The sequence below is a fragment of the Streptomyces sp. PR69 genome (assembly GCF_026420845.1).
GTDB lineage: Bacteria > Actinomycetota > Actinomycetes > Streptomycetales > Streptomycetaceae > Streptomyces.
This window is the reverse complement of sequence record NZ_JAOWCB010000035.1, coordinates 37,714-57,332: the sequence shown is the minus strand read 5'-3', so window position 1 is coordinate 57,332 and position 19,619 is coordinate 37,714. Positions and strand designations below refer to the sequence as shown.

Sequence of the window (19,619 nt, the reverse complement as noted above, 5' to 3'; positions counted from 1 at the left end):
CATGACCAATTACACGGCCACGAGCGCCAGATCACTCAAAGATCCGCCGGACAGGCCCTAGGGGTCATACCCCACCCCCTTCGCCGTCGCCTCGTACGTCTCGGCTGTCCGTCTCGCCGTCGCCCTGGCAGGCGTGAGCCCTGCCCTTCCCTCCGCCGTTGGCAGACTTGCCCGTGCTGCATGGCAGACGAACGGCTGTGCGCTTCTGTGGGCGGCCGACAGGCCGCACGACTCCCGAGGTGACGAGGGCGAAGCGGCAGGCGCTCAGGCAAGCACACAGCCTCACGACAGGCTAGGCAGTCAGGGCAGAGAGCAAGCGCAAGCCAGGGCGCGGCAGCGCCCCACTGTCCGGGGTGGTGGGCACGAGCACCAGGACCACGGGCACGAGCGCTAGGGCCACGGGCAACGCGGAGAGTGATCACGACAGGACGTCTCAATAACCTTCGATAGTGAGACGCTGCGCCGAACTCCGGGGCATGTCCGCTTCGCCCTCACTCCAGCGTCTCGAAACCCGTCTCAAAAGATCCGTCTCACGACTGGCTTTCGAGACACGTTTATGAGACGGTCTGGCCATGACCACGAACACCCCGGCCGATCAGGTCGAGCGTCACCCCTGCCCGAAGTGCGAAGCCCCTGCCGGTAGCCCCTGCCGGACGGGAGCGGGCAAGGTGGCAGCGAACTACCACACGGGCCGCTTCGCCCTCGTGCCGTCTCTCAAGTCGGAACTCGCCGTGAAGACCCCGGCCGACCGCAACCCCGGCAAGGCATGGACGCAAGGCGCACCTGTGGTGCAGGCCCCCGAGGCGACGCCGGGCGCAGCGATACGTATCGGCTACGCCCGTTGCTCCACTGTCGGGCAGGAACTCCAGTCCCAGTTGGATCTACTCGCCCGCGCCGACTGCAACCGCGTCTTCTCGGAGAAGATCAGTACCCGCGTGAAGGAGCGGCCGGAACTGGAGAAGGCGTTGGCCCTGGCCCGGGACATCAAGACAGCCGCACCGAACCAACCGGTGATCCTCACCGTGGTCGAGATGAAGCGGCTTGCCCGCAACGCGGCAGAACTCATGACGTTGTCCTCCACCCTGCAAGCGGACGGCATCCAACTGGAACTCCTCTCCGGCCCCTTGCAGGGTGTGTACGACCCGAACGGTGCAGGCGCGATCGTGTTCGCCGTCCTGGCCGTGGCCGCAGAGGTAGAGCGAGAAGGCATCCGGGAGAAGACGTTGGAGGGGCTGGACACTGCGGCCCGCAAGGGCAACCACGGTGGACGCCCCTCCGTCGTGGACGACGACAAGCTAGCCGTGGCCCGTGCCCGGCACGCCAAGGGAGAGAGCGTCACCGCCATCGCCAAGGCGCTGGGGATCTCCCGGGCAACCTTGTACCGGCACATCGGTGAGAGCGCCTGAGACAGGCACACAGGGGCGCAGTCAGGCGCTCACCTCGGAGCGCACCGGGACGGGTGGGCGAACACCGGTGAGCGCCTCCGCACGGGCAACGAGCCGGGGTGCAAGGGCGGGATACCAGCCACGGGCTACGGCTTGCAGCATCTCCGCCAGCGCGGCGAGTTCCCCGATTCGGCCGGCCGGGGTGTCGAGGGTCGGCGCGAACTCCCTGCGGATGCGAGCGGCTACGTCGGGAACGAGCAGGCTGTTGGCGTGGAGGAGCCCCGCGTCGTAGCCGAAGGGCACCAAGCCCCACCGCTCCCAGTCCAGCAGGCACAGGGGCGCAGCGGTGAGGTTGCCCCAGTGCAGGTCACCGTGACCGGTCACCCGCTCCACCTTGGCGGGTGCCGGGATGCCAAGGAACTGGGGGAAGGCCCGTTCGATCCACCCATCCCGGACGGTCGTCTTCACACCCTCCACTTCAGCGAGCAGTGCAAGGGCTTGGCGAAGGTCCGCCCACCACTCGTCAGGCAACCCCGGGTCGCGGTCGATGTCGGCCCGGTCCGGAGACACGATCGGCTGCGTCACGTAGTCAAGGACTTCCGCCTCGAAAGCCCACTCCCCGTCAGTCCAGTCGTGCACCTCGTACAGGCGGGGACGAGGAACGCCGTCAGGCACCAGCTCAGAGGCGCCGACGATGCCCTCCCCTTGCTTCCTGCCCGCGTTCCTCTTCGCCGTCCGGCTCACCCGCAGCCACCGGTCCCCCGCTCGGCGTCCGAGGGTGACGCCAAGGAAGCCCCACGCCAGCGGCCCCGTGCAGGTGAGACCCAGTGCCTTGGCCGCCCGGTCGTGGGCGGCCTCCATCAGGGCCTGCACCTCCTCATTCACCGGCGAGTTCATCCGTCACCCTCTTGAGTTCCTGGGCCGTCAGAGGCGCAGCCAGAGCCTTCGCCGCATCGTCCCAGTGTTCACGGGTGCTCGCGGAAGTCAGGACGACATCGAGGCCAGGGCACGAGCCAGCGGCCAGCAGGGCAGCGGCTGCGGCAGACAAGCCAGGGCGGATGAGGTTCACCAGTTCGGGTGTCATGGCATCGAGGAGGGCGCCCCCGTGCAGGGGCGCGGAGCCGAACGTGATCAGCCCCGCGTCCTTCGCCTGCACCAGTGGTCCGCCACCGTTCAGGGCCTGTGTGATCGGGGCATCCATGATCAGGCTGACGGGCATCTGCAAGCCCGTGAAATGGTGCTCGGCGGAACCCGCCGCCTGCCGGGCGAGAGTGAGCAACTCGGGCACGCTGAACGCCCCGGAGGTCAGACCCGACCAAGTGGCGACGCCGTACCCGCCGATCCTGTCCGCTTGGGCGAACTCCTCCAGCGCCGTAAAGGCTTCCCGCACCCGCCTGTGCAGAGCCGTACGGTCAAGGCCCTGGCCGTCGTGCTCCGGGTTGTGCACGAACACCAGGTCCACGCGCCCGAGCGCAGCCAACGAGCGCTCCGTCTGCCAGCGGACAAAGCCCCGCTCAAGGCTGTGCCTACCGGCCGCCTCTTCCCGGGTGAGCACGCCGTCAGCCAGTGCGGTGCGGCCCTGTTCCTCCGTGAAGAACCCCGCCTTCGTGGCTACCCGCACGGTCGGGTACTCCCTGAGAAGCGGGCGCAGTTCCTCGTGCGCCCGACCGTGGGCGTAGTTGGGTGCCGTGTCCACCCAGGGGCTACCGGCTGCAAGGGCGGTGCGTGCCGCCTGACTGACGGCACGCACGCGGTATGTCCCCAGGGAGAGCGCGGCGGTCACAGCGCCGTCCCCACGACTGCGACGGCGTGGCCGTCGATGAGGACGGAGACCAGTTCGGCTACGTCCTTGACTTCCAGTCCGGCGGAGTCGGCCATCTCGCCCAGCGTGGTCGGCTGGTTGGTCAGCAGCGTGCCCAGTGCGGGAGCGGCGGACTCGGCGAAGTCCCACGCGGTACCGGCTGCCGAGAAGGTGACCGTGCCCTCTGCCGGGTTCGCCGTCAGGCGGCCCCTCGGAGTGGTCAGCTTGACCGTGATCTCCCCTCGTGCGGGGAGCCCGTCTACGTAGGGCAGGGACGGAATCGCGTGGCCCAGGTCGGTCGTGTCGATCGACTCCGCCCACCGCTCCACGAGGCGCGGGTCCGCCATCATGTCGGTCACCTCACGGCGCACGGCGTCGATGAAGTCCGCCTGTTCCGCCAGCGAACCGAAGCGTGGGATGTCCCTGCGGAGCGCGAGGGACGCCCGGAGCTGATCCACGACCCAGAGCATCAGGTCAGCGCCCGTGTGCGTGACCGTGCCGAAGGTGAGGTGAAGGGATTCCGTCCCCTGGTCAGCGGTGACCGCGTGCCACCAGCCGCGCGGCAGGTAGAGCACGTCACCCGGGGACAGAACGAGGTCCGCCAGGGGGTCGCCCTCCGGCTCCTCCGGCGACTCCACGTCCCGGAAGGTGGGCGCCTCGCGGGTCATCCCCCACAGGCGCCACCGCTTCGAGCCATGCAGTTGGACCACCACCACGTCGTGGTCGTCCCAGTGCCGGCCGAAGCCCTCCCGCTCGGTCCACGAGGCGTACACGTTGGCCTGCACGGAAGTCCTGAGGAAGCGAGCCAGCCCCTCCGCAGCCGCCCCCACAGCGGGGTGGATCTTCTCCACCGCGTCGAGGACCAGCGACGCCCCGTCCCTGAGCTGGGCGTGGAAGTCGGACGGTTGGATGCGGGACCAGGTGACCGCTCGGCGGTTCGTGGTGGGGATGGCGTAGCGGTGGATCGGGACCATCTCGCCGTCGACCGAGAGGCGCAGCCGGGGCGGCTCCAGCCGCTGTGTGGCGATGATTCGGTTCAGGTCGTCCCAGGAGAACAGGCCCGCCGTGTCGGCGGCTCCGGGGATGTGTGCGTAGGAGCGGTGGTACGTCCGGGCGAGGAACTTGTCCCCGCCCAGACGCCCCGCCCACGAGGCTGCATCAAGCACCGTGGGCGCTCCCGTCAGTCGTTGCCGTCGGAACGGCCACCGCTGACGTCCGACTCCTGCTCGGCACGAGTGCGCGCGGCCACGATCTTCCGCTTCGCGATGAGCAGGCCACCCCCCTCGGGGGCCACGGAACCGGTGTTCTCTTCCACCATCGGACTACCTCTCTCTTCTCGGGGACTCCCGCCCGGGGTCAGGCGGGAAGCAAAGGGGGACAGCGGCGAGTCCGGCGGCTACCGGATCGCCAGGGATCCGGCGAGAACCAGGGCACAGCCGCCGAGGATCATGGCCAGGTACAGCGGCCCCGCGTACCGGCCGAAGTGGCGCAGCACCCAGCGGCCCAGGCCACGACTCACGCCGTCTTCGGCTCCACCGCGACAGGGCGGAGATCGCTCACAGACGGCGAACTGCGGCCCGTGCAGCGAGGGCACCCGCAGGGCGGGTACTTGGTCGGTGAACCCAAGATCACTGCGTTGCGCGGGTCCACCTGCACCTCACGAACCGGGCCGTACGTCCTACCGCCGTCGTACGACACCCGCAAAGTCATGCGCCCGCCGTCGCGGTTTCTCGTTTCGTCTCGCTCGGTCGCCGCCATGGGGGAAATCATTGGCCCAGAAACCGGCGGCTGTGTAGTTCTTTCCCGTCATGGACTAAAGATCATGAACGGCAAGCGGCAGACCACTCCGCCAACAAGGCTCGCGCTTCCTCCCCGAACAACGCGTAACCCTCCAGCGTGGAGAACAGTTCGAGATGCATTTCGATGTCTCTTGGATCTCTCAGGATCACGACACCGGTCGTGTTCTCCACAGTGGCCAGCGTGTTGTCATATACGGTGAAGGTGTCCATGGGCGCCATGGGCTTGTATCCCGCGATTGGGATAACGCCGAGCTTCACGTTCGTAAGGTGAGTCAGTGAGGCCAGCCGGTCAATCTGCATCGCCATCGCAGCCGGAGGCAGGAGCGGCCACCTCACAGCCTGCTCGGTCAGGATGAAGGTAAACCGCTTCTTCGTGTCGTAAAGAACCTCTTGCCGCTCCAGCTTCCTCGCGATCGTCTTAGTGACATCGGTCGGGGAATGGGCGAGGCTGGCCCGGATGTACTCAGGGGTGGACAGTAGTCCCGTAATCATCGAGAGCAGGAAGAAGCGGAATTCCGTAGACGAGGATTCGAGGGCTGCAAGTTCAGTCTGCTTCTTCTCCAAGCCCCTACGGCGCAGCGAGCGCAAGTCTTGCCATTCGGTGTTGGCCAGCCGTGCAAGGGCGATGACCTCCTCGATGACCTCGGGCGGAGCCACGACGGCCCGGAGGATTCTTTCCAGGTCCAGCAGACTCGGCTGAGCTTTCCCATTCTCGATCCGGCTGATCTTCGATTGGGACATGTTGCAACGCCGAGCGAGCCGGTCTCCAGTGAGGCCGGCTCGCTTGCGTAGTTCTTTCAGCAGGGCCGCCAGTTCCTGTTTAGGCTGGCCCATCTGCTCAGGGTCGAACGTCACCCGCTCACGTACTCCAGGAATGGAACCGACTCGGCAACGGCAATCCGCTTCCACTGCCGGTACGGCTCCGGATCACCCTCGTACAGCTCCCGGTTTATCTGCGTCCCGTCTGCCCGGTAGTTCATCAGGACCACCTTGGACTCATCGAACATCCAGAAATCCTGATCCGGAAGTCCCGGGTTCTCCCGGTCGGTGAGGTCGAGGATGCGGATATCCTCGCCCACCTTCACGTGGTGCCGGTAGTAATACTCGAACTCGAACCGAAGGTAGTCCGAGAGCGGGCGGGTCACGACGTGCACCCTGCCGACGCTCTTTCCTTCCGAGGTCCATTGCCGAACCTCGTCCATCCATGCCGACGTGTAATCGTCGGGGGATTTCTCCCCGGCGAGAAAGCGCTTCAGCTTCTCCGCTTCCTGGGGCATGGTGTAGGTGGGCAGCGTTTCCAGCCGCCACGCCTCACGCTCCATGGAATCGAAGCAGTCATTCCACGCGTCACCATCCAAGTGCACGGAACGCCTCCCTGAGAACTGCCTCCGGGATTTCCACGAGCCCTTCGCCGGAGGGCGGGGTGAAGGCGTCGGACACGTCGCCCTGCACCACGAACGACCCGGTAGCCGTGCGGTACACGTTCGGGCAGTCCTTCTCTCCGCACTCGCCGTTGCCGTTGCCCGTGAGCCGGGTGAGTGCCGAACGTTCGGACATGCCAAACCCCCTTGCTCTGGACCCGTTTGGGCCGCCTGCCCAACGACACTAGAGGGGGCGGTGTCACGCGTCTATGCGCGAACGCGACTATGCGTGTCCTTGCATAAACAGGGCGGCGACCACCCCGGCTCACCCCCCGGTGCGTGGTCACGTACGCGCCCGTGCAGACTGGGCGTAGCCCCGTGGCGCCGTCCCGGAAGCCTGACCAGGGACGGACGCCTCGGAAGAGGGTTGGTCACGTGACCAACGCATGACCAACAGGGGCCGGAACGCGCCTGAAACAGCAGGAAAGAACAGGAGAAACGCCCGCCGAAACCAAGCCTGTCAGCGGGCGTTTCCCCAGGTCAGAGCGGTTGGGGGCTGGTGCCCGAGTGGAGAGTTCAAGTCCCCCCTCGGACACCAGAGAGAACCCCAGCCCGGCTGGGGTTCTCGGCGTTTCGTACAGTCTCGGTGTGAGACGCAGATCCAGCAGCCGCTCCGCGCCGCCGTCGCCGCTCGCGCAGCGCGACGGGATCGATCCTGTGCATGTCCGGCTGCCCGGGGACCCGGCGGGCGGCTGGGGCACCGTGGGCGCGTACCTCACCGCACGCTACGGGCGGGCGATCGGCGTCGACGGCGTGGCCGCGCTGTTCCGGGAGGGGCGGATCGTCGGCGAGGAGGGGCGCGGGGTCACGGCGGACGAGCCGTATGCCGAGGGGCTGCACCTGTGGTTCCACCGGGACTTCGCCCCGGAGGAACGGGTGCCGTTCGAGGTGGGGATCGTGTATCGCGGCGAGCGGCTGGTCGTGGCCGACAAGCCGCACTTCCTCGCCACCACGCCGCGCGGCGGGCATATCACCGAGACGGCGGTGGCGCGGCTGCGCACGGAGCTGGGCATCCCCGCCCTGCAGCCCGCGCACCGGCTGGACCGGCTCACGGCCGGTCTGGTCCTGTTCGTCGTACGGCCCGAGGACCGCGGCGCGTACCAGACGATGTTCCGGGACCGGCGGGTGCGCAAGGAGTACGAGGCGGTCGCGCCCTACGACCCCGGTGTGGCGCTGCCCCGGACGGTGCGCAGCCGGATCGTCAAGGAGCGGGGCGTGCTCGCCGCCCGCGAGGCGCCGGGCGGCGAGCCGAACAGCGAGAGCCGGATCGAGCTGGCGGAGCGGCGTGGCGGGCTTGGCCGGTACCGGCTGACGCCCGCCACGGGCCGTACGCATCAGCTGCGGGTGCATATGAACAGCCTCGGGCTGCCCATCCTGCACGACCCGCTGTATCCGGCGGTACGGGACGAGGCCCCCGACGACTATGCGCGTCCGCTGCAGCTCCTCGCGAGGGTCCTGGAGTTCACGGACCCGGTCACGGGCGAGCCGTGCCGGTTCGTCAGCCGCCGTGAGCTGTCTCAGTGGCCGCGCTGAATCCACTCCTCCAGGTGCGGTGACTCCTCGCCGATGGCCGTCGCATCGCCGTGGCCGGGGCGCACCGCGGTCTCGGGCGGCAGGGTGAGCAGCCGCTTGGCGATGGAGTCGACGATCGTCGGGAAGTCGGAGTAGGACCGGCCGGTCGCGCCGGGCCCGCCGCGGAAGAGCGTGTCCCCGGTGAAGACCGTGGCCAGGGCGGGGGCGTATAGGCAGACCGCGCCGGGGGCGTGGCCCGGGGTGTGCAGCACGGTCAGCCCGACGCCGCCGACGGTCAGCGTCTGCCCGTCGGCGAGTTCGCCGTCCGGGGCGCGCCCGGGGTGGGTGAGCCGCCACAGCGGCAGATCGTCGGGGTGCAGCAGCACCGGGGCGCCGGTCGCGGCGGCGAGCGCCGGGGCCGCGTCGATGTGGTCGTTGTGGGCGTGGGTGCATACGATGGCGCGCAGGGTGCGGCCGCCGAGGGCGGTTTCGATGGCCTCGGCGTCATGGGCGGCGTCGATGACGACGGCCTCGTGGTCGTCGCCGACGATCCAGACGTTGTTCTCGACGTCCCAGCTGCCTCCGTCGAGGGTGAAGACGCCCGCGGTGACGAGCCGGTCGACGCGAGCGGCCATCAGAGGACCACCACCGAGCGCAGCACGTCTCCCTCGTGCATCCGGGCGAACGCCTTCTCCACCTCGCCCAGCCCGATCGTCTCCGTGACGAACGCGGCGAGGTCGATACGGCCCTGCTGGTGCAGATCGATGAGCATGGGGAAGTCACGGGAGGGCAGACAGTCGCCGTACCAGGACGACTTGAGCGCGCCGCCGCGGCCGAAGACGTCCAGCAGGGGCAGTTCCAGGGTCATGTCGGGGGTGGGGACGCCGACGAGGACGACGGTGCCCGCCAGATCACGGGCGTAGAAGGCCTGCTTGTATGTCTCCGGGCGGCCGACGGCCTCGATCACGACGTCCGCGCCGAAGCCGCCGGTGAGTTCGCGGATGGCTTCGACCGGGTCCGCGGTGCGGGAGTCGACGGTGTGGGTGGCGCCCATCGTCCGTGCGATGTCCAGTTTGCGGGCGTCGACGTCCACGGCGATGATCTTCGCCGCGCCCGCCAGCCGGGCGCCGACGATCGCCGCGTCGCCGACGCCGCCGCAGCCGATGACGGCGACGGTGTCGCCGCGGCCGACCTGGCCGGTGTTGACGGCCGCGCCGATGCCCGCCATGACGCCGCAGCCGAGCAGTCCGGCCACGGACGGGGCGACGGCGGGGTCCACCTTGGTGCACTGGCCGGCGGCGACGAGGGTCTTCTCGGCGAACGCGCCGATGCCGAGGGCGGGTGAGAGCTCCGTGCCGTCGCCGAGGGTCATCTTCTGCCGGGCGTTGTGGGTGTCGAAGCAGTACCAGGGGCGGCCGCGCAGACAGGCCCGGCAGCGTCCGCACACGGCGCGCCAGTTGAGGACGACGAAGTCGCCGGGGGTCACATCCGTCACCCCGTCGCCGACGGACTCCACCACGCCCGCGGCCTCATGGCCGAGGAGGAACGGGAAGTCGTCGTTGATTCCGCCCTGTTTGTAGTGCAGATCGGTGTGGCAGACGCCGCAGGCCTGCACCCGGACGACGGCCTCTCCCGGCCCCGGGTCCGGCACGGTGACCGTCTCGACGCGCACCGGCTCGTCCCTGCCCGGGGCGATCACGCCTTGCACCTGCTGCGGCATCGCAGAACCTGCCTTTTCTCGTCGGCCAGCGGATGCCGTCGATTGTCGGCCGCCCGGCGGGGCCGGGAGGGTGTTTTCGGCCTCTTGCCCACCGCTTGCCCACCTCTTGCCCGCGTCTCGTACGGCATCTCGTACGGTCGTGTCCATGGCAGTGAGCACAGACGGCGTCGTCGTGGCCGTGATGGGCGTGGCGGGCACCGGCAAGAGCACGGTGGGCGCGCTGCTCGCCGAGGCGCTGGGGGTGGAGTACGCCGAGGGCGACGGCTTCCACCCTCCGGAGAATGTCGCGAAGATGTCCGCCGGGACGCCGCTGGACGATGTGGACCGGGAGCCATGGCTGGATTCCGTCGGCGCCTGGGCCCGCGGGCGGTCGGACCGGGGGCTGGCAGGCGTGGTGTCGTGCTCCGCCCTCAAACGGCGCTATCGCGACCGGCTGCGGGCCGCGGCCCCGGGATCGTCTTCCTCCATCTCACCGGGGAGCGTGCGCTCATCGAGGCGCGGATGGCGGCGCGCCGCGGGCACTTTATGCCGGTGGCGCTGCTGGATTCGCAGTTCGCAGCGTTGGAGCCGTTGGGGGGCGATGAGGCGGGGGCGGCGGTCGAGGTGTCGGGGACGGTGGAGGAGGTCGTGGCGCAGGCACTGCGGGCGCTTCCCAGAACTGGGGGCTCCGCCCCCAGACCCCCGGTCCTCAATCGCCGGACGGGCTCACTATGAGCCCCCGTCCGGCTCGTCCGCCCGCCACAGCGCATGCTCTCTCCGCGCCCACCCCCGCTCGACCCACCCCGTCCGCATCCCTCGGCGCGCCTCGGGGTCCGCGAGGGCCTTGGCGATATGGGCGGCGACGGCGATGCCGACCGCGAGTGCGAGCCAGTCATGGACAAAGGTCGCGCTCGTGCGCCACACCAGCGGGGTGAGCGAGGTGAACCACATCAGCAGTCCGGTGGCGAGCAGCAGCAGCACCGCTCCGGCGATCCAGCCCGCGTAGACCTTCTGTCCGGCGTTGAACTTCCCCGCGGGCCGGGACTCCGGGCTGCGGTCGCGCCGCCGTGCCGCGCGCAGCCAGGTGCGGTCGTGCGGTTGGAAGCGGTTGAGCCGGCGCAGATCGGCTCGGAAGGCGGGTGAAGCGAGGCCCAGCAGGAACGGCGCGGGCAGCAGCAGGCCCGACCACTGGTGGAGGGTGACCACCAGGGGGCGGCGGCCGACGAGTTCGGCGAGCTGCGGCACGTACAGGGCGGCCGCGGTGGCGATGCACAGCAGCATCAGCGCGGCCGTGGTGCGGTGCACCCAGCGCTCGGCCCGGCTGAACCGCCGTACCCGTCCCGCTCTTCCGGTCTGTTCAGACGGTGGGGGCGTCGGTGCGGCCGTTGGAACGGCCGACCCAGGCGTCGACGTCATAGCCTCGCTCCTCCCAGTAGCCGGGCTGGACGTCGGATGTGACGGTGATCCCGGAGAGCCATTTCGCCGATTTGTAGAAGTACATCGGCGCCACATAGAGCCGGACGGGGCCGCCGTGGGAGTGGCTGACCGGCTTGTCCTGCATCTGCAGCGCCACCAGGACGTCGTCCCGGCGCGCCTGCGCCAGGGTGAGGCTTTCGCTGTAGACGCCGTCGAAGCAGGTGAAGCGGATCGCCTTGCCCTCGGGCCGTACGCCCGCCGCGTCCAGCAGCGCGGACAGCTTCACCCCGGAGAAGGGCGTTTCCGGCACGCGCCAGCCGGTGACGCACTGGACGTCCCGTACCGTCCGGGTCTGCGGCAGCGCGCGCAGCTGGTCGAGGGTGTACGTCGCCGGGCGGTCGACCAGCCCGTCGACGGTCAGCCGGTAGCTCGACTCGTCCTTGCGGGGCACGGAGGAGACGACGGAGTAGTAGCGGAATCCTCCGCCGTTGGGGAGGAGTTCGGTCAGTCCTGTGGGGTCCTTGTCGGCCGCCGCGCCCAGGAATGACTCAAGTCCGCGCTGGAGCTGCGGCGCGGCGACGACTCCGGCCGCGCCCAGCCCGAGCATGGACAGCACGATACGGCGTCCCATGGGCGCGCCCTCGGCGTCGGGATGGTGTCTGCTCACGCCTCGATTCGAACACCCTCGGGCCCCGTGGACCAGGGAGAAGCGGAAGACGTCAGACTTCCGTCATACCTCGTGGCGACTGCCCCGGCGGGTCACGCCACAGCCTTCGCGGCGGCGCGGCCCGCCGTACGGCCGGAGAAGAGGCAGCCGCCCAGGAAGGTGCCCTCCAGGGACCGGTAGCCGTGGACGCCTCCGCCGCCGAAGCCGGCCGCCTCGCCCGCCGCGTACAGCCCCGGCAGCACCTCGCCGCCGCCGTCGAGGACCCGCGAGGACAGATCGGTCTCCAGGCCGCCGAGGGACTTGCGGGTGAGGATGTTCAGCCGTACGGCGATGAGCGGTCCGGCCTTGGGGTCGAGGATGCGGTGCGGGGCGGCGGTGCGGATCAGCCGGTCGCCCAGGTAGTGGCGGGCACCGCGGATGGCGGTGACCTGGAGGTCCTTGGTGAACGGGTTCGCGATCTCCCGGTCCCGGGCGACGATCTCGCGCCGCAGGTCGTCCTCGTCGATGAGCGGCTCCTTGGTGAGGGCGTTCATGCCGCGCGCCAGGGCGGGCAGGTCGTGCGCCACGACGAAGTCGACGCCCTTGTCCATGAACGCCCTGACCGGGCCCGGCACATCGGCGCGTGCGCGGCCGATGACGTCACGGACCGACTTGCCCGTCAGATCGGGGTTCTGTTCGGAGCCGGAGAGGGCGAACTCCTTGCCGATGATCTTCTGGTCGAGGACGAACCAGGTGTGGTCATGGCCGGACCGCATGATGTGTTCGAGGGTGCCGAGGGTGTCGAAGCCGGGGAAGAGCGGCACAGGCAGCCGGCGGCCGCGGGCGTCGAGCCAGAGGGAGGAGGGGCCGGGCAGGATGCGGATGCCGTGGCGGGCCCAGATCGGGTTCCAGTTCTCGATGCCTTCGGTGTAGTGCCACATGCGGTCGCGGTTGATGTGGCTGGCGCCGGCGCGTTCGGCGATGCCCAGCATCAGCCCGTCGACATGGGCGGGGACGCCGGAGAGCATCTTCTCGGGCGGCGTTCCGAGCCGCTCGGGCCACTGGGCGCGGACGAGGTCGTGGTTGCCGCCGATGCCGCCCGAGCAGATGATCACTGCTTGGGCGCGGTACTCGAAGGCGCCGGCCACCTCGCGGCTGCTGGCGGCGCCGCGCGCCGCGGACGACGCTTCCAGGACCTCGCCGCTGACGGTGTCCGGCGCGCCCGCGCTGCCGCCGAGGCCGGTGACGCGGTGCCGGAAGCGCAGGGTGACGAGGCCGCGGGCGACGCCCTCGCGGACCCTGCGCTCGAAGGGGGCGACGACGCCGGGGCCCGTGCCCCAGGTGATGTGGAAGCGGGGTACGGAGTTGCCGTGGCCGCGCGCGCCGTAGCCGCCGCGCTCGGCCCAGCCGACGACGGGGAAGAAGCGCAGGCCCTGGGCGCGCAGCCAGGCCCGCTTCTCTCCGGAGGCGAAGTCGACGTACGCCTCGGCCCACTGCCGGGGCCAGTGGTCCTCGTCGCGGTCAAAGCCGGCCGTGCCGAGCCAGTCCTGAAGGGCGAGCGCCTGGCTGTCGCGGATGCGCATCCTGCGCTGCTCGGGCGAGTCGACGAGGAAGAGCCCGCCGAAGGACCAGTGGGCCTGTCCGCCGAGGGACTGCTCGGGCTCCTGGTCCAGCAGGATGACGGTGCGTCCGGCGTCGACGAGCTCCGCCGTGGCGGCCAGCCCGGCGAGCCCCGCCCCGATCACGATCACATCAGCGTCGTACGCCATGGCTGCCACCCTCGTCGGCTTGTCGTCGCCCCTCGGCCCGGGCGAGTGGTCCGATCTTCCGTACGCGCCAGTAACGAGTCAACAGGTGTGACAGGGCATGCTGTCCGCATGAGTTCTGCTGACGAGATCCTGGACATCGTCGACGCCGCGGACCGGGTGGTGGGTCAGGCCCCGCGGGGAGAGGCGTATGCCCGGGGGCTGCGCCACCGCTGTGTGTTCATCCAGGCGAAGGACGCGCGGGGGCGTGTCTTCGTGCACCGCCGCACGCAGGGGAAGCTGGTCTTTCCCTCCCACTACGACATGTTCGTCGGCGGCGTCGTGGGTGCGGGAGAGAGCTACGACGAGGCGGCGCTGCGCGAGGCGGAGGAGGAACTGGGGGTCTCGGGGCTGCCCGCTCCGACGCCGCTGTTCAAGTTCCTGTACGAGGGAGGGGGCAGCCCTCGGCACAGCTGGTGGTCGTATGTGTACGAGGTGCGCTGCGAGCTGCCGGTGCGGCCGCAGACGGAGGAGGTCGCCTGGCACGCCTTTCTGCCGGAGGAGGAGCTTCAGCGGAGGATCGGCGACTGGAGGTGGGTGCCGGACGGGCTGGCGGCGTACGAGCGGCTGAAGGCGTTCCGGTCCGGGGGACCCGCGGCCAGCGGGGGCGCAACTGGCAGCCGGGGCGCAGCCGGCGGCGGGGGCGGGAGGGCGGAGCACACGTAAGGTGCGTAAGGTGCGAGCGTGAGTGACTTCGTACAGGGTCTGCGGCTGTGGTTCGCGCCCCAGCGCATCAGCGAGGAGGGCGACACACCGGACTACCGCTTCTCACTCGCCAACGAACGCACGTTTCTGGCCTGGCTGCGGACGGCTCTGGCGCTGATCGGCGGCGGTTTCGCGGTCGACCAGTTTCTGCCGGATCTGCGCTTCGGGGTACGCGTGGGCCTGGCGCTCGCCCTGATCGGCGCGGGTGTGCTGTGCGCGGTGCGGGCGGTCAATCACTGGGTGCGCTGTGAGCGCGCGATGCGCCGTGGCGAGGATCTGCCGGTCTCACGCTTTCCCGTGCTGCTGGCCCTGGCCATCGGGGCGGTGTCGCTGGCGATGGCCGCGGTGGTGGCGTGGGAGGGCGCGGGGTGAGCGGACGGGGGCCGGGCGACGGCCCGGCACCCGCGCGCGACCCCGGGCTGCAGCCGGAACGGACCCGGCTCGCCTGGCGGCGCACCACGCTGACCTGCACGGTCGTCGCCGTGCTCGCGGGCAAGGGCGCGGTTCAGCCCGGCCCTACGGCCGTCGGCGCAGCGGCGGTGGCCGTGATGGCGGCGGTGTGGCTCTGCTTTCTCGCGGTGGCCCACCGCCGGATAGGGGCGGCGGCCTCGCCGCGCCCGGACCCGCTCTCGCACCGGGCGGCGCTCGCCGCGACGGGATGTGTGCTGGGGCTGGCCCTGGCCGGGTGCGTGATGGTCGCCATCGGCTGATCCCGCGCGGTGCGGCCATCCGGCCGGGCGGCGGGGCCAGGGGTCAAGCACTCCGCGGGCAGTTCGCCGCAGCGCGTCCACCGGCGTCGATTGCCAGGGCAGGGCGCCCCCGACCGGCCGCGAACCGGCGCGGCGCGGTCAGCGGCCGAGGGACGGGGCGGCGGGGCGGCGGGGCGGCGGGCGGTGCGTACGAGGTACGCCGTTCACCCGGCGCGGCCCGTCGTCCGGCCGATGCGACGCTGAGCGATTAGCCTGGATTACGGAAGAACATCACCATTTCCAGCAAGGTGAGGACTATGACCGTTCTACACCAGGAGCACCCTGCCCACGAGCATGCCCACGGCCCCGACTGCGGCCACCCCGAAGTCCCGCACGGCGACCATGTCGACTACGCCCACGACGGACATCTCCACAAGGCGCACGCGGGCCACTGGGACGAATGCGAGCCCGGTGAGCACATCGAGCACAGCGGCCATGTCCATGAACACGGCGACGGATGCGGTCATCCTGCCGTGGTGCACGGCGACCATGTGGACTACGTCCACGACGGGCACCGGCACGCCGCGCACGACGGGCACTGGGACGACCACTGACGTCCCGGCCGTCGCCCGGAGGGCCACCGTGGCGCGCCGGAAGCCCTTCTTCCCCCGGGGATTCGTCAACTGGCAGGCTTGACCGGCCAGTTCACCGACGACACCCCGGGGGATCGCCATGCCCGCCGCAGACCCGTACACCGTACGACTCACACCCGGCGACCAGCCGGACGCGCACGTCCACGCCTATGTCCAGCCCGACGGCGGATGGTGCCTGAACAACGCGGGCTTCGTCAGCGACGGAGAGACGACCGTGCTCGTGGACACCGCCGCCACCGAGCGGCGGGCGCGGGCGCTGCGCCAGGCGGTGCTGGCGAGCGGCGCGCCGCTGCCGCGCACCGTGATCAACACCCACCACCACGGCGACCACACGTACGGCAACTGCGTCTTCACGGACACCGCGGTCGTCGTCGGCCATGAGGCATGCCGGAGCGAAGCGCTCGCGGCGGACCGCCAGCTGCATCTGCTCTGGCCGCAGAACGACTTCGGCGACATCCGGATCACCGTGCCGTCGGTGACGTACCGCGATCGCCTCACCCTGCACGCAGGCGATATCGAGGTGCGCCTCATACACCCCGGCGGCCCCGCGCACACCCTCGGCGACACCGTGGTGCACCTGCCCAGCCAGCGGGTCGTCTTCACCGGCGACCTGGTCTTCCAGGGAGGCACCCCCTTTGTGCCGGTCGGCTCGCTGAGCGGGTCGCTGCGCGCGCTGGACATGCTGCGCTCCCTGGACGCGGACATCGTGGTCCCGGGCCACGGCCCGGTGACGGACCCGTCCGCCTACGACGCGACCGAACGCTATCTGCGGTTTGTGGCCGACTTGGCCGAGCAGGGTCGGGCGAAGGGCCTCAGTCCGCTGGAAACGGCGCGCGGGGCGGACCTCGGGCCCTTCGCCGAACTGCGGGAGAGCGAACGCCTGGCGGCGAATCTGCACCGGGCGTACGCGGAGCTGGAGGGCCTGCCCGAGGGGTCGCCGCTGGACCCGGCAGCGGTGTTCGGGGATATGACGGCGATGAACGGCGGGGTGCCGGTGGCCTGCCACGCATAACAGGCACAACACGAGCAACGCACACAACACACGCAACACGCACACAAGCGGTTCGCCTCCCGCGCTTGGGCGGCCCCTCTGGACGACATACCGACTGGTCGGTCATCATGGTCGGGATCTGCCGGCCGTCCGTCCGCCCCGCATCGGAGGTATGCGTATGTGCTCCGCGCCCCATCCCCCCGGCCTCGACCCGGAGGAGCTCCGGAAGGTGCTCGACCGTGAACGGCCCGGGCTGGCGGAAGGGCCGCTCCGTGCGGAGCTGGTGCAGGGGGGCCGGTCGAACCTCACGTACGCCGTGACGGACGGGACGAGCCGCTGGGTGGTCCGGCGGCCCCCGCTCGGGCATGTGCTGGCCACCGCGCACGATATGAAGCGGGAGCACCGGGTGATCAGCGCGCTGCACTCGACATCCGTGCCGGTGCCCGCGCCGGTGCTGCTGTGCGAGGACGCCTCGGTGCTCGGGGCGCCCTTCTACGTCATGGAATTCATGGCGGGCACCCCCTACCGCACCGCGCAGCAGCTCGCGCCGCTGGGCCCGGAGCGCACCAGGGACACGGTGTTCCGGCTGGTGGACACGCTGGTCGAGCTGCACGCGGTCGACCCCGAGGCCGTCGGCCTGGGCGACTTCGGGCGGCCGGACGGCTTCCTCGACCGGCAGCTGCGCCGCTGGGGCAAGCAGCTCGACGCCTCCCGCAACCGGGAGCTGCCGGGCGTCGACGAGCTTCACGCGGCGCTCGGCCGGGCTCTCCCCCGCTCCCCCGCGGCCACCGTGATCCACGGCGACTACCGGCTCGACAATGTCCTCGTCGGCGAGCGCGACCGGATCACCGCGGTGCTCGACTGGGAGATGTCGACGCTCGGGGACCCGCTCACCGATCTGGGGCTGCTGGCGATGTACAGCGTGCCGCTGGAGCTGGCCTCCTCACCCGTGAGCACGACAGCCGAAGCCCCCGGGCACCCGTCGCCCGCCGAGCTGATCGAGCGGTACGCCACGCGCTCCGGCCGGGACACCTCCGCGGTGGCCTGGTACACGGCCTTCGCCTGGTTCAAGCTCGCCGTGATCCTTGAGGGCATCCACTACCGCCACGCCCTCGGCCAGACCGTCGGCGAGGGCTTCGACAGGATCGGCGAACTCGTCCCTCTCTTCATCGAACACGGACTGTCCACCCTTCAGGAAGGCTGAGACGCCCTCATGGACTTCGCATTCGACGCACGCACCGAGGAGCTGCGCGCCAGGCTGCTCGCCTTCATGGACGAACACATCCACCCGGCGGAGGAGGTCGAGCGCGAACAGCGCGCCGCGCTCGCCTCACCCTGGGACACCCCGCCCGTCATGGCGGAGCTGAAGGCCGAGGCCCGCAGGCAGGGGCTGTGGAACCTGTTCCTCCCCGACCCGGAGTACGGGGCCGGGCTGACCAACCTCCAGTACGCGCCGCTCGCCGAGATCACCGGCCGCAGCCCGCATCTGGCGCCCGCCGCGCTGAACTGCGCGGCCCCGGACACGGGGAACATGGAGCTGCTCGCGCAGTTCGGCGGCGAGGAGCAGAAGAAGCGGTGGCTGGAGCCGCTGCTGGCCGGTGAGATCCGCTCGGCGTTCGCGATGACGGAGCCGGAGGCAGCCTCATCGGACGCGGTGAACATCGAGACGCGGATCGAGCGCGACGGCGAAGAGTATGTCGTCACCGGCCGCAAGTGGTACATCTCCGGGGCGATGAACCCCGACTGCAAGATCTTCATCGTGATGGGCAAGACCGACCCGGACGGCGACGACATCCGGCGTCAGCAGTCGATGGTCCTCGTCCCGCGCGACATCCCGGGCGTCGAGGTCCGCCGGGCGATGCAGGTGTACGGGTACGAGGACCACTCCCACGGGGGGCACGCCGAAGTCGTCTTCGACGGGGCGCGGGTGCCGGCGTCCTTCCTCGTCGGCGAGGAGGGCGGCGGCTTCGCCATCGCGCAGGCGCGGCTGGGTCCCGGCCGCATCCACCACTGCATGCGGCTGATCGGCATGGCCGAGCGGGCCGTCGAGCTGATGTGCCGTCGGGCGGTGTCCCGTACGGCCTTCGGCAAGGAGCTCGCCCGGCAGGGCGTCGTCCAGAACTGGATCGCCGACGCGCGGGTGACCATCGAGCAGCTCCGGCTGCTGGTGCTGAAGACGGCCTGGCTGATGGACACGGTCGGCAACCGGGGCGCGCACACCGAGATCCAGGCCATCAAGATCGCCACCCCTCGTGCGGTGGTCGACATCCTCGACAAGGCGGTGCAGCTGCATGGGGCCGCCGGGGTGAGCCAGGACTTCCCGCTGGCGGAGCTGTGGGCGGCGGCGAGGACGCTGCGGGTGGCGGACGGGCCGGACGAGGTGCATCAGAGGTCGCTGGCGCGGCGGGAGCTGAAGCGGTACGGCGACGTCAGCCCCTCCGCCGCTTGACGAACGGGGCTTCGGAGGGCGGGGGCCCGGGGACCGGGCCGCGGCGGCTGCTGGAGCGCGGGGGCCGCGGCGGCGCCCCGGCTGCGGGAGACCGCCACACCCGCCAGGCACACCGCGCCGCCCGCCAGCGTCCACACCCCCGGCACCTCGTCCAGCGTCGGCCAGGACATCGCCACCACCAGGGCCGGCGCTCTGGGCCATCGCCCCGCCCGCGTAGCCGGCCGCCGCCGGCAGACAGAGCAGCACGCCCGGCGAGGTGGTCGTAGCAGGTACGGCCGCGGGCCATGGCGTCGCGGGCGCTCGCCGCCACCAGGGACCGAGGCGGGCCTGCGGGCACGGGGCCGGTGTGCGCGGCCAGCGCCTCGACGGGATACGCCGTACGGTCGTCGGCCAGCCGCACACAGCGGTGACGGCCCTGCCGCTCCTCGGCGAGAAGGCCGCCGGTGACGAGTTTGCCGAGGTGTTCGCTGGCGGTGGAGGAGGCGACCCCGGCGTGCCGGGCGAGTTCGCCCGCCGTCCAGGCGCGTCCGTCGAGCAGCGCCAGGCAGAACGCGGCGCGGGTCCCGTCCGCGAGGAGCGCCGCGAGCGCGGCGAGTCGGCTCGGCTCCATGCCCCACCCTGGCGCATGGACACTTCGGCCGCGGCCGA

Annotated in this window: 23 protein-coding genes and 1 pseudogene; 10 read left to right on the top strand and 14 right to left on the bottom strand. The window is 70.6% G+C overall.

The genetic code is table 11. The annotated features are described in order from the left end of the window. Positions 1 to 572: 572 nt before the first annotated feature. Positions 573 to 1,406, top strand: coding sequence for a recombinase family protein (locus tag OF819_RS25025; protein WP_267245888.1), 834 nt, complete (start codon positions 573 to 575; stop codon positions 1,404 to 1,406). Between the two features lie 21 nt (positions 1,407 to 1,427). Here the strand turns inward: OF819_RS25025 and OF819_RS25020 are convergent, their stop codons facing one another. The 8 genes from OF819_RS25020 to OF819_RS24985 form a co-directional block, all read right to left on the bottom strand. Next, a complete protein-coding gene (locus OF819_RS25020; protein WP_267245887.1) occupies positions 1,428 to 2,282 on the bottom strand; it encodes a hypothetical protein in 855 nt (284 codons plus the stop codon). Next, positions 2,263 to 3,168 carry an aldo/keto reductase gene (locus tag OF819_RS25015; protein WP_267245886.1) on the bottom strand — a complete coding sequence of 302 codons (906 nt, stop codon included), beginning with the start codon at positions 3,166 to 3,168 and terminating at the stop codon, positions 2,263 to 2,265. The genes OF819_RS25020 and OF819_RS25015 overlap by 20 nt, the downstream gene beginning before the upstream one ends. After that, a complete protein-coding gene (locus OF819_RS25010) occupies positions 3,165 to 4,352 on the bottom strand; it encodes a cupin domain-containing protein (RefSeq protein WP_267245885.1) in 1,188 nt (395 codons plus the stop codon). Before OF819_RS25010 ends, OF819_RS25015 begins: the two co-directional genes overlap by 4 nt. Positions 4,353 to 4,366: 14 nt before the next feature. Beyond that, a complete protein-coding gene (locus OF819_RS25005; protein ID WP_173456875.1) occupies positions 4,367 to 4,504 on the bottom strand; it encodes a hypothetical protein in 138 nt (45 codons plus the stop codon). 78 nt (positions 4,505 to 4,582) lie between these two features. Further along, the gene (locus tag OF819_RS25000) at positions 4,583 to 4,705 is read right to left on the bottom strand and encodes a hypothetical protein (protein WP_267245884.1); all 123 of its coding nucleotides are present in this window, start codon (positions 4,703 to 4,705) and stop codon (positions 4,583 to 4,585) included. 301 nt (positions 4,706 to 5,006) lie between these two features. Next, a complete protein-coding gene (locus OF819_RS24995; RefSeq protein WP_267245883.1) occupies positions 5,007 to 5,840 on the bottom strand; it encodes a helix-turn-helix domain-containing protein in 834 nt (277 codons plus the stop codon). Continuing rightward, positions 5,837 to 6,349: a DUF6879 family protein gene (locus tag OF819_RS24990; RefSeq protein ID WP_267245882.1), complete on the bottom strand. Its 513-nt coding sequence runs from the start codon at positions 6,347 to 6,349 to the stop codon at positions 5,837 to 5,839. The genes OF819_RS24995 and OF819_RS24990 overlap by 4 nt, the downstream gene beginning before the upstream one ends. Beyond that, complete coding sequence (locus OF819_RS24985) at positions 6,333 to 6,542, bottom strand: hypothetical protein (RefSeq protein WP_189418471.1); 210 nt, start codon at positions 6,540 to 6,542, stop codon at positions 6,333 to 6,335. The genes OF819_RS24990 and OF819_RS24985 overlap by 17 nt, the downstream gene beginning before the upstream one ends. A gap of 452 nt (positions 6,543 to 6,994) precedes the next feature. Between OF819_RS24985 and OF819_RS24980 the strand changes: the two genes are divergently transcribed. After that, a complete protein-coding gene (locus OF819_RS24980) occupies positions 6,995 to 7,939 on the top strand; it encodes an RluA family pseudouridine synthase (RefSeq protein WP_267245881.1) in 945 nt (314 codons plus the stop codon). Here OF819_RS24980 and OF819_RS24975 read toward each other — a convergent pair. After that, positions 7,924 to 8,553, bottom strand: coding sequence for an MBL fold metallo-hydrolase (locus tag OF819_RS24975; RefSeq protein ID WP_267245880.1), 630 nt, complete (start codon positions 8,551 to 8,553; stop codon positions 7,924 to 7,926). The genes OF819_RS24980 and OF819_RS24975 overlap by 16 nt on opposite strands. After that, positions 8,553 to 9,638: an S-(hydroxymethyl)mycothiol dehydrogenase gene (locus tag OF819_RS24970; RefSeq protein ID WP_267245879.1), complete on the bottom strand. Its 1,086-nt coding sequence runs from the start codon at positions 9,636 to 9,638 to the stop codon at positions 8,553 to 8,555. The genes OF819_RS24975 and OF819_RS24970 overlap by 1 nt, the downstream gene beginning before the upstream one ends. A gap of 145 nt (positions 9,639 to 9,783) precedes the next feature. Between OF819_RS24970 and OF819_RS24965 the strand changes: the two are divergent. After that, positions 9,784 to 10,352 (top strand): annotated as a pseudogene (locus tag OF819_RS24965) (gluconokinase). Here OF819_RS24965 and OF819_RS24960 read toward each other — a convergent pair. The 3 genes from OF819_RS24960 to OF819_RS24950 form a co-directional block, all read right to left on the bottom strand. After that, positions 10,347 to 11,033 (bottom strand): cytochrome b/b6 domain-containing protein, encoded by a 687-nt coding sequence (locus tag OF819_RS24960; RefSeq protein WP_267245878.1) that lies wholly within the window; start codon positions 11,031 to 11,033, stop codon positions 10,347 to 10,349. The pseudogene OF819_RS24965 and the gene OF819_RS24960 sit on opposite strands and share 6 nt — an antisense overlap. Further along, on the bottom strand, positions 10,975 to 11,664 hold the full coding sequence (locus tag OF819_RS24955; RefSeq protein WP_267245892.1) for a molybdopterin-dependent oxidoreductase: 690 nt from the start codon (positions 11,662 to 11,664) through the stop codon (positions 10,975 to 10,977). The genes OF819_RS24960 and OF819_RS24955 overlap by 59 nt, the downstream gene beginning before the upstream one ends. A gap of 128 nt (positions 11,665 to 11,792) precedes the next feature. After that, the gene (locus tag OF819_RS24950) at positions 11,793 to 13,448 is read right to left on the bottom strand and encodes an FAD-binding dehydrogenase (protein ID WP_267245877.1); all 1,656 of its coding nucleotides are present in this window, start codon (positions 13,446 to 13,448) and stop codon (positions 11,793 to 11,795) included. A gap of 108 nt (positions 13,449 to 13,556) precedes the next feature. On the opposite strand from OF819_RS24950, the gene OF819_RS24945 reads away from it, so the two are divergent. The 7 genes from OF819_RS24945 (at position 13,557) to OF819_RS24915 (ending at position 18,971) form a co-directional block, all read left to right on the top strand. Then, complete coding sequence (locus tag OF819_RS24945) at positions 13,557 to 14,150, top strand: NUDIX domain-containing protein (RefSeq protein ID WP_267245876.1); 594 nt, start codon at positions 13,557 to 13,559, stop codon at positions 14,148 to 14,150. Positions 14,151 to 14,168: 18 nt separating this feature from the next. Beyond that, on the top strand, positions 14,169 to 14,561 hold the full coding sequence (locus tag OF819_RS24940; RefSeq protein ID WP_267245875.1) for a YidH family protein: 393 nt from the start codon (positions 14,169 to 14,171) through the stop codon (positions 14,559 to 14,561). Further along, positions 14,558 to 14,899, top strand: coding sequence for a DUF202 domain-containing protein (locus OF819_RS24935; protein ID WP_267245874.1), 342 nt, complete (start codon positions 14,558 to 14,560; stop codon positions 14,897 to 14,899). The genes OF819_RS24940 and OF819_RS24935 overlap by 4 nt, the downstream gene beginning before the upstream one ends. A gap of 296 nt (positions 14,900 to 15,195) precedes the next feature. After that, entirely contained in the window at positions 15,196 to 15,492 is a 297-nt protein-coding gene (locus OF819_RS24930) for a hypothetical protein (protein WP_267245873.1), read from the top strand. Between the two features lie 118 nt (positions 15,493 to 15,610). After that, positions 15,611 to 16,543, top strand: coding sequence for an MBL fold metallo-hydrolase (locus OF819_RS24925; RefSeq protein ID WP_267245872.1), 933 nt, complete (start codon positions 15,611 to 15,613; stop codon positions 16,541 to 16,543). Between the two features lie 157 nt (positions 16,544 to 16,700). Next, the gene (locus OF819_RS24920) at positions 16,701 to 17,726 is read left to right on the top strand and encodes a phosphotransferase family protein (RefSeq protein ID WP_267245871.1); all 1,026 of its coding nucleotides are present in this window, start codon (positions 16,701 to 16,703) and stop codon (positions 17,724 to 17,726) included. Positions 17,727 to 17,735: 9 nt separating this feature from the next. Further along, complete coding sequence (locus tag OF819_RS24915) at positions 17,736 to 18,971, top strand: acyl-CoA dehydrogenase family protein (RefSeq protein WP_267245870.1); 1,236 nt, start codon at positions 17,736 to 17,738, stop codon at positions 18,969 to 18,971. Here the strand turns inward: OF819_RS24915 and OF819_RS24910 are convergent. After that, positions 18,952 to 19,581, bottom strand: coding sequence for a winged helix-turn-helix domain-containing protein (locus OF819_RS24910; RefSeq protein ID WP_267245869.1), 630 nt, complete (start codon positions 19,579 to 19,581; stop codon positions 18,952 to 18,954). The two genes, OF819_RS24915 and OF819_RS24910, sit on opposite strands and share 20 nt — an antisense overlap. Between the last annotated feature and the right edge of the window lie 38 nt (positions 19,582 to 19,619).

Excerpts from the sequence above, each read along its gene's own strand:
- OF819_RS25025 (WP_267245888.1), top strand. The coding sequence starts at position 573 with ATGACCACGAACACCCCGGCCGATCAGGTCGAGCGTCACCCCTGCCCG.
- OF819_RS25020 (WP_267245887.1), bottom strand. The coding sequence starts at position 2,282 with ATGAACTCGCCGGTGAATGAGGAGGTGCAGGCCCTGATGGAGGCCGCC.
- OF819_RS25005 (WP_173456875.1), bottom strand. The coding sequence starts at position 4,504 with ATGGTGGAAGAGAACACCGGTTCCGTGGCCCCCGAGGGGGGTGGCCTG.
- OF819_RS24985 (WP_189418471.1), bottom strand. The coding sequence starts at position 6,542 with ATGTCCGAACGTTCGGCACTCACCCGGCTCACGGGCAACGGCAACGGC.
- OF819_RS24975 (WP_267245880.1), bottom strand. The coding sequence starts at position 8,553 with ATGGCCGCTCGCGTCGACCGGCTCGTCACCGCGGGCGTCTTCACCCTC.
- OF819_RS24970 (WP_267245879.1), bottom strand. The coding sequence starts at position 9,638 with ATGCCGCAGCAGGTGCAAGGCGTGATCGCCCCGGGCAGGGACGAGCCG.
- OF819_RS24960 (WP_267245878.1), bottom strand. The coding sequence starts at position 11,033 with ATGACGTCGACGCCTGGGTCGGCCGTTCCAACGGCCGCACCGACGCCC.
- OF819_RS24955 (WP_267245892.1), bottom strand. The coding sequence starts at position 11,664 with ATGGGACGCCGTATCGTGCTGTCCATGCTCGGGCTGGGCGCGGCCGGA.
- OF819_RS24950 (WP_267245877.1), bottom strand. The coding sequence starts at position 13,448 with ATGGCGTACGACGCTGATGTGATCGTGATCGGGGCGGGGCTCGCCGGG.
- OF819_RS24945 (WP_267245876.1), top strand. The coding sequence starts at position 13,557 with ATGAGTTCTGCTGACGAGATCCTGGACATCGTCGACGCCGCGGACCGG.
- OF819_RS24930 (WP_267245873.1), top strand. The coding sequence starts at position 15,196 with ATGACCGTTCTACACCAGGAGCACCCTGCCCACGAGCATGCCCACGGC.
- OF819_RS24925 (WP_267245872.1), top strand. The coding sequence starts at position 15,611 with ATGCCCGCCGCAGACCCGTACACCGTACGACTCACACCCGGCGACCAG.
- OF819_RS24920 (WP_267245871.1), top strand. The coding sequence starts at position 16,701 with ATGTGCTCCGCGCCCCATCCCCCCGGCCTCGACCCGGAGGAGCTCCGG.
- OF819_RS24915 (WP_267245870.1), top strand. The coding sequence starts at position 17,736 with ATGGACTTCGCATTCGACGCACGCACCGAGGAGCTGCGCGCCAGGCTG.
- OF819_RS24910 (WP_267245869.1), bottom strand. The coding sequence starts at position 19,581 with ATGGAGCCGAGCCGACTCGCCGCGCTCGCGGCGCTCCTCGCGGACGGG.